The 14286-nt window shown below is 69.1% G+C and carries 13 protein-coding genes and 2 pseudogenes; 5 read left to right on the top strand and 10 right to left on the bottom strand.

Features of this window, described 5'->3' with window-relative positions; translation table 11 throughout:
• Nucleotides 1-605: 605 nt before the first annotated feature.
• Together N8I87_RS00495 and N8I87_RS00500 are read left to right on the top strand one after the other, a co-directional pair.
• Entirely contained in the window at nucleotides 606-929 is a 324-nt protein-coding gene (locus N8I87_RS00495) for a trypco2 family protein (RefSeq protein WP_263204682.1), read from the top strand.
• Complete coding sequence (locus N8I87_RS00500; protein ID WP_263204683.1) at nucleotides 916-5265, top strand: S1 family peptidase; 4350 nt, start codon at nucleotides 916-918, stop codon at nucleotides 5263-5265. The genes N8I87_RS00495 and N8I87_RS00500 overlap by 14 nt, the downstream gene beginning before the upstream one ends.
• Before the next feature lie 66 nt (nucleotides 5266-5331).
• Here N8I87_RS00500 and N8I87_RS00505 read toward each other — a convergent pair whose 3' ends face one another.
• The 4 genes from N8I87_RS00505 to N8I87_RS00520 form a co-directional block, all read right to left on the bottom strand.
• Nucleotides 5332-5478, bottom strand: coding sequence for a hypothetical protein (locus N8I87_RS00505; RefSeq protein ID WP_411577173.1), 147 nt, complete (start codon nucleotides 5476-5478; stop codon nucleotides 5332-5334).
• A gap of 162 nt (nucleotides 5479-5640) precedes the next feature.
• Nucleotides 5641-7533, bottom strand: coding sequence for an AMP-dependent synthetase/ligase (locus tag N8I87_RS00510; protein WP_263204684.1), 1893 nt, complete (start codon nucleotides 7531-7533; stop codon nucleotides 5641-5643).
• Between the two features lie 215 nt (nucleotides 7534-7748).
• Nucleotides 7749-9920: a 3-hydroxyacyl-CoA dehydrogenase NAD-binding domain-containing protein gene (locus N8I87_RS00515; RefSeq protein WP_263204685.1), complete on the bottom strand. Its 2172-nt coding sequence runs from the start codon at nucleotides 9918-9920 to the stop codon at nucleotides 7749-7751.
• A gap of 37 nt (nucleotides 9921-9957) precedes the next feature.
• The gene (locus N8I87_RS00520; RefSeq protein WP_411577174.1) at nucleotides 9958-10149 is read right to left on the bottom strand and encodes a hypothetical protein; all 192 of its coding nucleotides are present in this window, start codon (nucleotides 10147-10149) and stop codon (nucleotides 9958-9960) included.
• A 6-nt stretch (nucleotides 10150-10155) separates the two neighbouring features.
• Here N8I87_RS00520 and N8I87_RS00525 point away from each other — a divergent pair.
• From N8I87_RS00525 to N8I87_RS00535, 3 genes and pseudogenes are all read left to right on the top strand, one after another.
• Nucleotides 10156-10284: pseudogene (locus N8I87_RS00525) on the top strand (acyl-CoA dehydrogenase family protein); the annotation flags it as partial.
• Between the two features lie 27 nt (nucleotides 10285-10311).
• Entirely contained in the window at nucleotides 10312-10509 is a 198-nt protein-coding gene (locus tag N8I87_RS00530; protein ID WP_263216969.1) for a hypothetical protein, read from the top strand.
• Nucleotides 10510-10559: 50 nt separating this feature from the next.
• A complete protein-coding gene (locus N8I87_RS00535) occupies nucleotides 10560-11348 on the top strand; it encodes an enoyl-CoA hydratase/isomerase family protein (RefSeq protein WP_263204686.1) in 789 nt (262 codons plus the stop codon).
• Nucleotides 11349-11456: 108 nt separating this feature from the next.
• Here the strand turns inward: N8I87_RS00535 and N8I87_RS00540 are convergent, their stop codons facing one another.
• The 6 genes and pseudogenes from N8I87_RS00540 to N8I87_RS00565 form a co-directional block, all read right to left on the bottom strand.
• Entirely contained in the window at nucleotides 11457-12140 is a 684-nt protein-coding gene (locus tag N8I87_RS00540; protein WP_263204687.1) for a TetR/AcrR family transcriptional regulator, read from the bottom strand.
• Between the two features lie 123 nt (nucleotides 12141-12263).
• The gene (locus N8I87_RS43945; protein ID WP_317633549.1) at nucleotides 12264-12647 is read right to left on the bottom strand and encodes a helix-turn-helix domain-containing protein; all 384 of its coding nucleotides are present in this window, start codon (nucleotides 12645-12647) and stop codon (nucleotides 12264-12266) included.
• A 17-nt stretch (nucleotides 12648-12664) separates the two neighbouring features.
• Nucleotides 12665-12895 (bottom strand): annotated as a pseudogene (locus N8I87_RS00550) (Crp/Fnr family transcriptional regulator); the annotation flags it as partial.
• Nucleotides 12896-12978: 83 nt separating this feature from the next.
• A complete protein-coding gene (locus N8I87_RS00555) occupies nucleotides 12979-13257 on the bottom strand; it encodes a hypothetical protein (protein WP_263204688.1) in 279 nt (92 codons plus the stop codon).
• Nucleotides 13258-13557: 300 nt separating this feature from the next.
• Nucleotides 13558-13863, bottom strand: a complete 306-nt coding sequence (locus tag N8I87_RS00560) for a DUF427 domain-containing protein (protein WP_263204689.1) — start codon at nucleotides 13861-13863, stop codon at nucleotides 13558-13560.
• Between the two features lie 80 nt (nucleotides 13864-13943).
• On the bottom strand, nucleotides 13944-14270 hold the full coding sequence (locus tag N8I87_RS00565; RefSeq protein ID WP_263204690.1) for a DsbA family protein: 327 nt from the start codon (nucleotides 14268-14270) through the stop codon (nucleotides 13944-13946).
• Between the last annotated feature and the right edge of the window lie 16 nt (nucleotides 14271-14286).

Here is a 14286-nt window from a genome sequence, read left to right on the forward strand (position 1 = left end):
AGGTTGATACACGTCCATGAGCTTGCCGCCGGCCCCGTACCTGAGCCCCGTCCTGACGACAACCTCTGTGGCCACAGCGACACCCCCCGATTCGTACACCACGAACAATGTCACACTTCCGTGCGAGGCAGTCGACTTGACTCCAGGTCGACCCCGGCGAGGTCCTCCTGGACTTCACCCTGGCGGTCGCGCTCGGCGGTGACTGCCTCGCGAATGTCGCGACAGGCAGGCGGCTGTCTGGCCGCCACGCCGTGAGGTCCAGCAGATCAGCTCCTGCGCCACCCCCGCGGCGCCCGACGGTGGCGGGGCGCGGCTCGAGGCCGACCCCAGCGCCTCACACGCCTCAGGCATGACGAGTTCGTTGCAGAGCGCGAAGGCAGCCACCGCGTTGAACGTGCTCACGCTGTCCAGCGCGCGCGTTGGCATCCCCATCCTCGCTGAGCAGCCGCAAAACCGTGCCCTCAAGCTCGATGATCTGCTCTCTCCGCAGACACGCCCGGTCAGGCCCTTGACGAGGCGGTGCGCCTCCTGCGGGAAACTGCCGCGGCTCTCCATGCACCGTCTGCTGGGTGGACCGTGTCTGTGCGGCCTCATACAATCCCGACATGGCATCGGGAGGGGAACGCGGTGTTGAACTGGCCGATCCTGTACGTCAGTTGTGGGACGAGCTCAAGGCCGCTGCGGAGGCGGGCGCGACTCTCCGGTTCGAGGTGGGGTCTGTGAATGTCGAGGCGACCGTCGCGGTCCCTCGCGAAGCCGGCGCGAACGGCGAAGCGCGGTTCTGGGTCGTCGAGGCAGGCGGCGACGGCAGGTTCGCCCGATCCGCGACACGGCGGATCACGCTCACTCCGCAGCCCAAGGCGGTGACGCAGGACGGCACGACGCGCTCTCCCCTGATCTCCGGTGACGAGGTCGATGGCGAACGCTGAAGCCGCCGGACGGAAGGGTGCCAGATGGGACGACTCCTGCCGTATCGCCGAGGTGATCGTCAGCCGCTCGGAGGGCAGGGGCAGACGGGCGTCCGGCTATCTCGTCGCTGACGGCAGGGTGTTGACCGCATGGCATCCGCTCGCCGGAGCGTCCCGTGTCCGGGTGCGGTTCAACGCCGACCGGCAGGACGAGGCCGTGTATGAGGCGTCGGTGGGGTGGTCGGACATCGGGACCGATGTCGCTGTCCTCGTCTTCGATCCCCCGGCCTTTGACCATTCCTCGGCCCTTGACCAATCCGCCCCCTCGCCGGGTCACGTCCCCTCTGCCCAACGCCCCGCACCCCCGACGGCGCCCGCGTCGTTCGGCTGTGTCGGTGAGGGGGCCGCGCAAGTCGAATGCATGGCTTTCGGTTTTCCGCTCTTCAAGCTCCGCGAGGGCGTCTACCGGGACCTGGAGGCCGCGGAGGCCACCTGCGTACCGCTCTCCAACCGACGAGAAGGCACGCTCGACTTGAAGATCGTGCGCGCTCCCTCACCGGACGACGACCCTCGCAGAGCAACGAGACGGACAAGCGCGGACGGCTCGGATGGCACCGACGACGGGCCGTACGAGCCGTGGGCAGGCATGTCGGGAGCGGCGGTCTTCAGCCGCGGGCGCATCATCGGCGTCGCCATCAAGCACTATGCCTCCGACGGTCCCGCTCTCACCGCCGCCCGGATCGACAGCCTCCAGGACCGAGTGCCTGCCGACGAACTGCACCGGCTGGAGCAGCTGCTGGGCTGCGGCAGCCTACGCGGCGGCGCCCTGACCGATGTCGGCCTGCCGGCGTTTCCCAGAGGCATCCGCACGCACCGGCAGACACTCGCGAGAAACTCCACCCGTGACAAGTACCTGACGGGAGACCAGATCCCCTTCGTCAGCCCCAGGGAAGGCCACGAGGCGGATCCGGAAAGGCTCCTGACGCGGCTGGCGGCAGCTTCCGCACCGGGTTCGAGGTCGCTGGGGGTGGTGCTCGTCGGCGCCGCGGGGACCGGCAAGACCCGTACCTGTTTCGAGGTGGCGGCCAGGGCCGACAGGCAGGGCTGGACCGTACTGCACCTCGCGCCGAAGAAGCCCATCACGGCGGAGGAGCTGACCGGCGTCGTCGTACGCGAACTGCACGCGCGGAACAGGGACGTCCTGCTCGTGCTCGACTACCTCGACGGTTATGAGCACCTCGACCTCTCCGACTTCGCGGATGAAGTGCGCGAAGAGCGCACCTCCTCGGCCCGACTGGCGTGCATTGCCTCACTGCGCCCCGGAGCGGTACAGCGCGCCGCGGCCATCGGACGGCTCAGGCTTCTCGACCAGGTGGAGGTCTCCCAGGAAGGAGAGCATCAGAAGGCCGTCGCCACCCGGATCCTCGAGAGCGTCGCCAAGGAGGCCGTGGGTGCCTACGGCACAGCGGCGCTCACCGCTGTCTGCGGGCACCGCCCGGTGCTCACGTTGCTGATCGCGCGTGCCATCGAGTCGCGCGTACGTGACGAGGCGCAGGACGTACTGGATCTTTCCGGGCTCCGCAACCTCGAGGATCTCTCGTACTGGCTACGGGTGCGCACCGGAGAGGATCTCGGTGACTCGCAGACCAGACTTCTCGCCTCCGCGGTCGCGGCCACCTCCTGCCCCCAGGAGAGGATGCCGGTGGAGACAGCCGTCGGCGCCTTCCTCGACCTGCACCAGGACCGCGGCTTCACGGCCGGCGGGATCGGCGTGGTCGGGCATCTGCGCAAGCTGGGCTGGCTCATTTGCTCCGAGGGCGATGTGCTGGATGTCATCCACGACTTCGTGGCCGACGAACTCCTTCAACAGGCGCTGCAACCGAGAGCGGGACAGCTCGAAGCCGACGCCGCCACGCGGATGTTCTCCGCCTTCCTCTCCAGTACGCACACCCTCCGGCTCGCTGCCGACACCGTACGACGATGGTCGGCCGACCTCGAACCGGCTGTGCGGGACGATGTCCGCCAGGTCTGCGAACAGTGGCTCGCAGACGAACACGGCCCCGCGGAACGGCTGGCGGCCGAGGACGACCTCGAGGAGACCGGCCGGACCCTGCTGACCCTGCTGTCGGGGCCGCCGTGGCAGTCCGGGGTCGTGGCGTCATGGGACTCGCTGGTCCGGCCCTGGCTCAAGAGGTCCGAGGCCGAGGCACCGCACCTGGTGCGCACGCTGTTCACCAACGCGATCCGCAACACCTCCGACGCCGTTCCCGCACATCTCGCATCGGCCGCTTTGGAGTGGCAGGCGGACAACCGCCACCAGCCGCTCGAGACCCGTCCGGTCCTCGAAGCCCTGCTCCGGGCACCCGGCGTGTCGGCCGAGCACCTGGACAAGGCCGCCGAGGAAGCGGTGGAGTGGTTACGACAGCCCGTCATGATGGGCGGACTCCCCCTCGCCAGTGCGCTGCTGACCCGCATCGATCTGCCTGAGGACCGCATCGAGCAGGCGGTCGACAGGGCCCTCAGCGTGGTCCGCCGGCGCCTGTCGGCGTCCGCCACCGCCCATGTGCTGCGCGCGCTCCTCTCCAAAAACCTCCAAGGCGACCGGACCGGCAAAGCACTGAAGCTCGCTTTCGACTGGCTCAGACTCCATCCCGACGCAGATACGGCCTCCTTCGTCCTCCCCGAACTCCTCAAACGAGACGATCTGGACGAGGTCCAAACGAGGGGAGTCATCGACCGCTCCATCAACTGGCTTGCGAGCCAGGGAACTTCCCCGCTGGCCTCATTCGTCCTGAGGAATCTGCTCGAACACCCGGCCCTGCGGGGGAAGCCCGCCGAAACTGTTGTCGACCTCGCCTGCACCTGGCTCGCGGAACGCGGTACCGAGCACAATGCGACGTTCGTGCTGGACCCCCTGCTCTCTCGTGTCCCTGCCGACCCGGACGGGAAGTACGATGCCGTCGGCCTGGCCCTCACCTGGCTCGAGGAGCACAGCCAGTGCGGGGACGCCTACTTCGTTCTGCGGAGGCTGCTCGAAGAGACGGAAATTCCCCAGGAGGCGGCAGTACGCGCCGCGCAGCACACCATGAAGTGGCTGACCACGGGGCGTCACGGCACGCAGGAGACCGCCAAGTCGGTACTCGGTCCACTGATCAAGCGCCGCGGGCTGCCAGAGGCTGACGAGCACTGTGCGGCCGGGGTCCGCTGGCTCGACTCCCCCGCCAATCTGAGCGGGGACGACGCGTCCTTCGTCCTCCAACCGTTACTGGCTCACCCGAGACTCGGCCCCCACCGCGAGCCCGCTGCCCGGCATGCTCTCACCTGGCTCAAGGACCACAGCGAATCGCCGAACATCTCATACGTGCTCCAGCACCTTCTACCCCTCGACGCCCGTATCGGCCTCCCCGACCACAGCCCTCCCGCCGACGGCGAGGTGACCGATGCCGTCGGCTTCGCGCTCGCCTGGCTCACCACGGGCACGCGCGGCACTTCTCCTGAGGCACGCTTCGTACTGGCGCCTCTGCTGAAGCACCGGCAGGTCGGAGCAGGCGCCGCGCCGCTCGCCCTCGCGTGGCTCGCAGAAGACGACAACGGCACGAGCAACACGGCGTCGTTCGTCCTGGAAGCCCTGCTGATCTGCCGCGATCTGGCCGAAGCACCCCGAACCGACACCCTCCACTTCGCCCTCGACTGGCTGGAGACACACCACACGGCCAAGAACGCACAGCGAATACTGAAACACCTGCCCGGCTGCCGAGTGTCCGACCGGGAGCTTCGTCAGCGTGCCGTGGAGCGGGTACTGGAGTGTGTGGGCCACGGCCATATGGGGCTCACGGGGAGGCTCCCGGCCCTGTGCCGACTGGGGTTGGTGCCGCTCCCGTACGAGACAAGAACCACCCTCGTGGACCTCGCGCTCGAAAAGGCTTGCAGCGGACAGCCGATGAGTTCGAAGGCGAACAAGGTGCTGCGCGCTCTTCTGGCTCGGACGGACCTCGACCCTGAGCAGGCCGGCGCCGTCACAGCGCGGGCACGGGTGTGGCTCGACGAGCAAGAATCGCCCTCGCCGTTCACCGGAGCCATTCTTGGGCCGCTCCTGGACCCACGCCTTCCCGCTTCCCGGCAGACCGAGCGGGGGGCAGTCGTGGGCAGGGCACTCGCCTGGCTGGAGACATACGCCGGCTGCCGCTACGCCGGGCACGTTCTGGCAGCGCTGCTCGAAGGGCCCGGCCTGACGCAGCCGCAGACGGAAGACTGCCTCACGAAGGCGGCCGACTGGCTGAGCAGGCCGGAGAACACTGACATAGCCATGGGCGACGAACACGCCGCTCGCCTGGCGGAGCTTCTCGGACGCCGGTAGCGGGCCAGGGGCTCGCAGCCGTGTCGATTGCCGACGTGGATTGTCTTGGCCAGGTCCGCAGCGTCCTCACCGGGCCAGGGTAGTAATTGCCGTGCCGGAGACGAGGCCGAAGGTCCGTCCCGGTCCCGGAAGGGCGAGCACGAGCGCGAGGAGGGCGGCTGAGTCGCCGGGCGCTGCGGCCGCGATGATGCCGGAGGTGGCGGCGATCTTCATGCGGTCGTGGCGGTCGACGAGCCGACCGGTCAGCGGGGGCGGCAGGGCCTGCGGCCGCAGTAGTTCGAGCCGGAAGCCAGGAGCCGGCCGGCGCCCCGGTCTCTGTCGTGCTCCGTTCGGTATGCGCCTTCAGCGTCCAACCCTCGCCCGGTCCGGTGGTGTTCAGGCTTCCTGCGTGCCTGCGTACATGGCTGTGATCAGTTCTGCATAGGTGCGCTCGACGACCGGTCTTTTGATTTTCAGGCTGGGGGTGAGTTCGCCGTGCTCGACGTCGAGATCGCGAGGGAGCAGTGTGAATTCCTTGATGGTCTGCCAGCGTTGGAGGTCGTTGTTGACACGCTGTACATAGGTCTCGATCAGCTGCCGGACTTCTTCGGTGGCGACGACTTCGGCGTAGGTTCTGTCGCCGATACCGTGTTCGGCGGCCCAGGACATGATCGCGGCTTCGTCCAGTGCGATCAGCGCGGTGCAGTAGTTCCGGCTGCTTCCGATCAGCAGGATATTGCTGGCGAAGGGGCACGCGGCCCTGAACTTCCCCTCGACCTCGCTGGGTGCGACGTACTTGCCGTTGGACGTCTTGAACGTGTCCTTCTTGCGGTCGGTGATGCGCAGAAAGCCGTCCGTGTCGACTTCGCCGATGTCGCCGGTGCGAAGCCAGCCGTCATCGGTCAGCGCCTCGGCGCTCGCGTCGGGGAGGTTGTGATAGCCGCGCATGACGCCGGGGCCGCGCAGGAGGATCTCGCCGTCCTGGTCGATCCGGACCTCGAAGCCCGGGAGAGCGACGCCGACCGTGCCTGTCCGCAGGTCGTGCGCACGGTTGACGATGACGCCCCCTGAGGTCTCGGTCATGCCGTAGCCTTCCAGGATGCGTACGCCGACTCCGGCGAAGAAGTAGCCGAGTTCGGGAGCCAGGGGGGCGCTGCCGGAGATCGCGTGGCGCAGTCGGCCGCCGAAGGCGGCACGGATCTTGGCGTAGACGAGCTTGTCGGCAAGGGTGTGCTGGAGCTTCAGGCTCCAGGGCGCGCTCTCCTTGCCCGTGGCGATCCTGGCGGCTTCGGTGGTCCGTGCGTACGCGCGGGCGACGGAGGCCGCCCACCGGAAGACCCGGTGCTTGACGGTGCCATCGGCTCTGGCCTTGGCCGCTATGCCGTTGTAGACCTTCTCGAAGATCCGGGGCACGGCGGCCATGGCGGTCGGCCGGATGACCTGAAGGTTGTGCCCGATCCGGTCCACGCGGCCGTCGACGGCCAGCACATGGCCGGTGTGGATCTGTCCGGAGATCAGGGCCTTGCCGAAGACGTGTGCCAGGGGCAGCCACAGGAACTGGACGTCGTCCGCATGGATCAGCTCGCTCCCGGCCTGGGCGACGCCCTGGTAGGCCAGGCCGTCGTGCGTCAGGAACACCCCCTTGGGACGCCCGGTGGTTCCGGAGGTATAGATCAGCGTGGCCAGTTGCCGACCGTCGATGGTGCCGACGGCGTTGTCGACCGCGTCCGGGTGCCCCTTCAGGTGCGTGGTGCCATGGTGTTCCAGCTCGGCAAGGGTGAGGATGTTCAGCCCTTCGGCGGAGACGGGGCCGGCGGGTGCGTCGAAGAGGATGACGTGCTTCAGTCGGGGCAGCTGGTCCTTGGTGGCGATGATCTTCGTGAGTTGTCGCTCGTTCTCGGCGAACAGGGCGCGGCTGCCGGAGTCCGCCAGGATGTACGCCGTCTCGTCGGCGTTGGTGCTGGGGTAGACCGTGGTGGTGGCCGCGCCCGCGCACATGGTGCCGAGATCGGCGATGATCCACTCCATGCGCGTCTCGGAAGCGATGCCGACGCGGTCGGCCGCGCGGATGTCGAGGGTCACCAGGCCCGCGGCGACCGCCTTGACCCGCTGCGCGGTCTGTGTCCAGGTGAGCGAGCGCCACTGCTCTGCTCCGGGCTCGCCGTCGAGGTCGTCGGCGGGCGCGGGGTAGCGGTACGCCTCACGGTCGGGGGTGGCTTTGACTCTGCTGAGGAACAGGTGGGCCACGGAGGGGGGACGCTGCTCGATCGGGGCGGGCACGGAACGCAAGACGACCTCCGGGAATGGATGTTCGCGGGTGGAGAGGCGATGGCGCGGGAAGTTCTGCGTGTTGCTTCAGGCGGGGAGGGTGCGCCGGCCCGGGGTGTGGAACTGTGTGGAGCGGGCTCGGGGAGGACCGGCGATACAGCGGCCGGACGAGGGGTTCTCCGGCGCTCGGTGGCCGGGTGGGGCCGCGGGCTCGGGTGAGACCGCGGCCGGCCCGGTCAGTCGCGGAAGGTGCGGCCTTCCTCGGCCGTCCGCTCGAGCAGCGCCGGTGGGGTGAAGCGCTCGCCGTAGGTGACGGCCAGTTCCCGGGCGCGGGCCACGAAGCCGGGCAGCCCGCCGTCGTAGCCATTGATGTACTGGAGGACGCCGCCGGTCCAGGCCGGGAAGCCGATGCCCATGATGGAGCCGATGTTGGCGTCGGCGACCGAGGTCAGGACGCCTTCCTCCAGGAGGCGGACGGTGTCCAGGGCCTCCACGAAGAGCATCCGCTCCTGCATGTCGCGGAACGGGATCTCGTACTCGGGCTTGGTGAAGTGCTCGCGCAGGCCCGGCCAGAGCTTGCCGCGCTTGCCGTACTCGTCGTACTCGTAGAAGCCCGCGCCGCCGCTGCGTCCCGGGCGGCCGAACTCGTCGACCATGCGGTCGACGACTTCGGCCGCGGGGTGGGCGGTCCAGGTACCGCCGGCCTCCTGAACCGCCTGCCTCGTCTCGTTGCGGATCTTCCGCGGGAGGATGAGCGTCAGCTCGTCCATGAGGGAGAGGACCTTGGCCGGGTAGCCGGCCTGGGCGGCGGCCTGCTCGATCGAGGCGGGCTCGATGCCCTCGCCGACCATGGCCACGCCCTCGCTGATGAAGTGGCCGATCACCCGGGAGGTGAAGAAGCCACGCGAGTCATTGACGACGATCGGGGTCTTGTTGATCTGCCGGACCAGGTCGAAGGCGCGGGCCAGGGCCTCGTCGCCGGTGCGCTCGCCCTTGATGATCTCGACCAGCGGCATCTTGTCGACGGGAGAGAAGAAGTGCAGCCCGATGAAGTCGTCCTGGCGCTCCACGCCTTCGGCGAGGGCGGTGATCGGCAGGGTGGAGGTGTTGGAGCAGAGCAGGGCGTCCGGCTCGACGATGTGCTGGATCTCCTGGAACACCTTGTGCTTGAGCGAGGTGTCCTCGAAGACCGCTTCGATGACCGCGTCGCAGCCGGCGAGGGCCTGCGGGTCGCAGGTGGGGGTGATGCGGGCGAGGAGGGCGTCGGCCTTCTCCTGGGTGGTACGGCCTGTGGCGACGGCCTTGGCACAGAGCTTCTCCGAATAGCCCTTGCCCTTGGCGGCCGCCTCGTCGGTGACGTCCTTGAGGACGACCTCGATGCCGGCGTGGGCGCAGGAGTAGGCGATCCCGGCGCCCATCATCCCGGCGCCGAGGACGGCGACCTTGGTCACCTTGCGGGGCTCGATGCCGCGGGGCCGGTTGGCGCCCGAGTTGACGGCCTGGAGGTCGAAGAAGAACGCCTGGATCATGTTCTTCGCCGTCTGACCGGTGACCAGCTCGGTGAAGTACCGGGACTCGATCGTCAGCGCGGTCTCGAAGTCGACCTGGGAGCCCTCGACGGCGGTGGCCATGATGTTGCGCGGGGCCGGATACGGGGCGCCGTTGAGCTGCTTGCGCAGGTTCGCGGGGAAGGCCGGCAGGTTGGCGGCGAACCTGGGGTTCGCGGGAGTACCGCCGGGGATCTTGTAGCCGGGCAGGTCCCAGGGCTGCTTCGACTCCGGGTTCGCGTCGATGAAGGCGATGGCCTTCGCCATCATCTCCTCGGACGTGGCGGCGAGTTCGTGCACGAGGCCGTTCTCCACGGCGCGCTTCGGGTTGTACTGGGTGCCCTGAAGCAGAACCTTGAGCAGGGCGTCGGAGACGCCCATGAGCCGAACGGCACGGACGATGCCGCCACCGCCGGGCAGCAGGCCGAGGGTGACCTCGGGCAGGCCGATCCTGGAGCCGGGGGTGTCGAGGGCGATCCGGTGGTGGCAGGCGAGCGCGATCTCGTAACCGCCGCCCAGCGCGGCGCCGTTGATCGCAGCGACGACCGGCTTGCCGAGGGTCTCTATGCGGCGCAGTGCCCGCTTGATCCGCATGGTGGTGTCGAAGGCGGTCTGGCCCTCATCGGGCCGCAGCCCGATCATGACGTTGAGGTCGCCGCCGGCGAAGAACGTCTTCTTCGCGGAGGTGATGATGATGCCGCGGACGGAGTCCTTCTCGGCCTCCAGGCGGTCGGCGACGGCGGCGATCGAGGTGTTGAACGCCTGGTTCATGGTGTTGGCGGACTGGTTGGGGTCGTCGAGGACGAGGGTGACCACACCGGTCTCGTCCTGCTCCCAGCGGATGGTGCTGGACTCGCTCATCAGGGGGTGCTCCGTAACGGGGGGCGGACGGTGGAGGTCAGACGCGCTCGACGACGGTGGCGATGCCCATGCCGCCGCCGACACAGAGGGTGGCCAGGCCGTAGCGCTTGTCCTGGCGCTCCAGCTCGTCGACGAGGGTGCCGAGGATCATCGCGCCGGTGGCGCCGAGCGGGTGGCCCAGCGCGATCGCGCCGCCGTTGACATTGACCTTGTCGAGTGAGACGCCCATGTCCTTGACGAAGCGGAGGACGACGGCGGCGAAGGCCTCGTTGATCTCGTCGTCTCCCGCGACGTATGGCGCGCCGCCGGCCGCCAGGGCCTTCTCGGCCTGGCCGTCGGCGAGGAGTACGGGGGCGGGGGCAACAACCTCCCCGAGTCCGACCCGTCCGCCATGGACTTCGGCTCCGGCGGCAACACCGAGGCCAGGGCGTGGAAGGACATCTGGGGATCCGGCCAGGGCATCGGTGCCGTCACACAGCGCCTCACGGTCGCCGACCTCATCACGACGTTCAAGACGCAGTACGAGGCCGCCGTGCACGCTCTCAGCGCCAGGACATCCCTCCACCCGGCCCTGCCCACGACCACCTGAACCTTCTTTGCCCCGCACGACCTGCCACCCGCCCCAGGAACGGAACCGCCATGACGAACCCCCCTGTTGTCACCGCCTCCACCCAAGGCCACGTCCGGACGATCCGGCTCGACCGGCCGGCCCGGATGAACAGTCTGGACCTGAACACCAAGACGCAGCTGCTGGCCGCGTTGCAGACAGCGGCCGGTGACCCCGACGTCCGCGCCGTGATCCTCACCGGAACCGGACGGGCCTACTGCGTCGGTCAGGACCTGGAGGAAGCGCAGACGGCAGAGGGCCCCGACGCCATGGCCGACGCCGTACGCGAGCACTACAGCCCTCTTATACGGACCCTGCTGACGATGCCGAAGCCCGTGATCGCAGCCATCAACGGGGTCGCCGCCGGCGCAGGCATGGCGCTGGCACTGGCATGCGACTTCCGGATCGCCGCCAGGTCCGCGACGTTCACGACCGCCTTCGCCGGCATCGGCCTGTCCTGCGATACAGGGATCTCCTGGACCCTGCCTCGTATCACCGGACGAGCAGCAGCACTCGACCTGCTGCTGCACCCCCGCCTCCTCGGCTCAGCAGAGGCGCTCGACCGGGGACTGCTGCACCAGGTCACCGCTGACGAGGACCTCGACGCCAAGGTCCACCGCAGCGCCGCCGCACTGGCCGCCGGCCCCACTCACGCCTTCGCCGCGATCAAGGCAGCCGTGACCTTCGCGTCGGAATCGACACTCGACGCCGCGCTGGAATACGAAGCGGCGCAGATCGCCCACACCGGGGGCTCCGAGGACTACCGCCTCGGCCTGAACGCCTTCCTCGCCAAGCAGAAGCCGGCCTTCACGGGGCGCTGAACCGTGTGCGCGCCCCATGGCGCTCAGCCGTCTCGCTTCGACCGAACCTTGCGGCACAGCCATTGCCGCCTGTCGGCATGAACGCCTTGCCTCGGCCGCCTACCTGCGTCAGCTGGACGCCGTACCTGCTGACGCACGGGCTCGAGCGGCCCACCCCTCGTCCGGCGCGCCCCGCAATCCGATGGCAGACGCCCACAGCCGCGACAGGTGATCGACGACGGTGTCCTCGTCGAAGGGGTCTTCCACGGAGGACCGTGCGTGGGCGACCTGCTCGACCATCGACCCCAGCGCCAGGGCCGTCAGCCGCGCGTCCAGGTCCGGATTCGCCAGCCCCGCGTCCTGCAGTCGCCTCAGGCCCTTGGTGGCACGGCTGACGTAGAACTCCCGGATCTCGAGGACGATCTGCCGCAGGGCCTCGTCCGCGGCCGCGCCCTGATCCACGAGCCGCAGCACCTTCGACGCCTTGTCCCAGGCGCGGAGGTAGAGGCGGTTCGACTCCACGAGCTTCGCGTACGGGTCGTCCCCGACGTCCGGTGACACCAGACTCGAAGCCAACATCTCACCCGCGACCGATCGGACGACATGGTGCAGCAGATCGTCCCGGGACTCGAAGTACGTATAGAACGTCCCGTACGAGACGCCTGCCGCCTGCGCCACCGCTTCAGGACTGAAAGCGGACCAACCCTGCTGCTCCAGGACGTCCCGCCCCGCAAGGATCAGTGCGTCACGGGTGCGCCGACCACGCGTTGTGGTCGGCGGCGTCGGGGCCGGCTTGGTCCTCTGTCGTCCCATGCCCCAATCATCGCATCCCCAGAGGGGCCCCTCGATGCTGCCGGGAAGTCCGGGTGGGCCACCACGCCCCGCCTCGGTGGCCTCCGGCGGCGCCACCGTTGCGGGGGTCTGTGCCATGAAGGGTCATCCGGCTTCGTCGAGGAGGCGGGCCGGCTCCAGGACGGTGATGCGGCCGCGGGCAAGGCGGAGCAGGCCGCGGTCGGCGAACTCGCGCAACACTTTGGTCGTGGTTTCGCGGGAGGTGCCGGCCAGGGCGGCGAGCTGTTCGTGGGTAAGGCGATCTGGGGGTGGCGCGTGCCCGGCCGAAGCTTGCCCGCAGGGGTGTCGGTGCGGGTGGCGAGGGTGGTCAGGGTGGTGGCGATGCGCTGGGGTACGGACTTGAAGACGGTGTCGGAGAGGCGTTGTTCGAGGTCGGCGAGGCGGCGGCCGAGGATCTCGGTGATGCGGGCCGCGATACGCGCGTCGGACAGCAGGAACTTCTGCACGTCGGCGTGGCTCATCACGCACACGGTGACGTCGTCGAGGGCCTCGGCGAAGTTGTCGTACATGCGCTGGCCGAGCAGGGCCATCTCGCCGAAGATCGTGCCGGGGCTGATGATCGCGCAGGTCAGAGCGCGGCCGTCGGCGGAGACACGGAAGATGCGGACCCGGCCGCGTTTCAGGATGAACAGCACCTCGGACGGCTGGGCCGGGGAGTGGAGGATCTCCCCGGCGGTGTAGGTCTTCATGGGGGCCGCGGCGGCGATGGCGTCCATCTCCTGCTCCGAGAGGTGTGCGCGACGCTACGGCCGCCGGAGGGGCGGGAACTGTAAGCACGCTCACCGAACCGGCCGTACGTTCACCGGCAAGATGCGGCGCGTCGTTCGGCCTCGGCCTTGACCGAGGCGAGCGAGGCTGCGACCGCGGCCTCCCAGCGGGCGGCCACCGCCGTGCCCCACCACTGGCCGAGCCGCCACAGGTCGGTGCCCAGCTCGCCCTCGTACACGAGCCGCGTCCTCGTCCCGGTCTCCTCAAGGACGAAGGACTCGGTCACGTGCGGCACCGGGCCGCGCACCAGCCGGAAGTCGATCCGCTCGGGCCGGGTGAAGCGGACCGTTTCCACTGTCCTCGCTTTCATCCGCCCCGCCCGCGATGGGTGTGTAGTGCTCGGCCAGCACCAGGTCACTGCCGCGTTCCAGCACGTGCAGCTTCTCGTGCATCGCTCGCGGCGTGCGGCCCGGATACGGCCGGGTCATCACGTCGAACACCGTCTCCCGAGGGGCGGCGTCAGTGACGGTTTGCGGGCCCAGCGGCCGGGTCCGGCGGCCCACGCCCACATCGACCGGGACAGCACCCGTCACCAGGCCCAGGTAGGCCGCGGCCGGCGCGCCGCCCACACCGCCGGCCCAGGCCGCCACGCGCAGACCGCGCGCGGCACTCACCGACTCACCCGCGGGGTGACTTCCCCGACCACGACGCCGTTCCAGAAGGCGACGTGATTCTTGATCTTCCTGGCCAGCGGGCTGGGATGCGGGTAGTACCAGGCCGCGTTCCTGTTGGCCCGTCCACCGGCGGTCACGGTGTAGTAGCGGGCGAGCCCCTTCCAGAAGCACAGCGACCTGGCCCGGCTCTCGGTGAGGTACTCACGGTGCAGCGACTCGGGCGGGAAGTAATGGTTCCCCTCCACCACGACGGTCTGCTCAGCCTCCGCAAGCACGGTGCCGTTCCACACAGCCCGCATCATGACCCGTCGCCTCCGACGCCATCCTCATGGCCCATACCGCGACGCTGGAGCGCCGACCACCGACCGGACCGTGATCACGCTTACACTCCGCCGCCCGTGTCGGCTGCTGCGCGCAGGGCCTCCTGGAGCCGGCCGACCTCGGGCACGCCGGCCATGCCACTGGGGGTGCGGTAGAGCCGGCAGGCCAGCGACGGCGGAGCTCCCGGTTCGGCGAACGGGTCACGGCCGTCGATCAGGATCGTCGGCGAACCGGTGAAGCCGGATCGTTCGGCCTCGGCCTGATCGCCGACCACCCGCGTGGTGAAGCTACTGGCGGCCAGGCCGACGGCATCCAGGGCCTGCCGCAGCCGTTCCTCGGCAAGCTGCTGGTGGGGGCAGTCCGGTACGACCAGAACCTCGATCTGCATGTCTCCAGGATCGCGC

This window comes from Streptomyces sp. HUAS 15-9, from assembly GCF_025642155.1.
Lineage (GTDB): Bacteria > Actinomycetota > Actinomycetes > Streptomycetales > Streptomycetaceae > Streptomyces.

Excerpts from the sequence above, each read along its gene's own strand:
- N8I87_RS00495 (WP_263204682.1), top strand. The coding sequence starts at position 606 with ATGGCATCGGGAGGGGAACGCGGTGTTGAACTGGCCGATCCTGTACGT.
- N8I87_RS00500 (WP_263204683.1), top strand. The coding sequence starts at position 916 with ATGGCGAACGCTGAAGCCGCCGGACGGAAGGGTGCCAGATGGGACGAC.
- N8I87_RS00505 (WP_411577173.1), bottom strand. The coding sequence starts at position 5,478 with ATGAAGATCGCCGCCACCTCCGGCATCATCGCGGCCGCAGCGCCCGGC.
- N8I87_RS00515 (WP_263204685.1), bottom strand. The coding sequence starts at position 9,920 with ATGAGCGAGTCCAGCACCATCCGCTGGGAGCAGGACGAGACCGGTGTG.
- N8I87_RS00520 (WP_411577174.1), bottom strand. The coding sequence starts at position 10,149 with ATGGGCGTCTCACTCGACAAGGTCAATGTCAACGGCGGCGCGATCGCG.
- N8I87_RS00530 (WP_263216969.1), top strand. The coding sequence starts at position 10,312 with ATGGACTTCGGCTCCGGCGGCAACACCGAGGCCAGGGCGTGGAAGGAC.
- N8I87_RS00535 (WP_263204686.1), top strand. The coding sequence starts at position 10,560 with ATGACGAACCCCCCTGTTGTCACCGCCTCCACCCAAGGCCACGTCCGG.
- N8I87_RS00540 (WP_263204687.1), bottom strand. The coding sequence starts at position 12,140 with ATGGGACGACAGAGGACCAAGCCGGCCCCGACGCCGCCGACCACAACG.
- N8I87_RS00555 (WP_263204688.1), bottom strand. The coding sequence starts at position 13,257 with ATGAAAGCGAGGACAGTGGAAACGGTCCGCTTCACCCGGCCCGAGCGG.
- N8I87_RS00560 (WP_263204689.1), bottom strand. The coding sequence starts at position 13,863 with ATGATGCGGGCTGTGTGGAACGGCACCGTGCTTGCGGAGGCTGAGCAG.
- N8I87_RS00565 (WP_263204690.1), bottom strand. The coding sequence starts at position 14,270 with ATGCAGATCGAGGTTCTGGTCGTACCGGACTGCCCCCACCAGCAGCTT.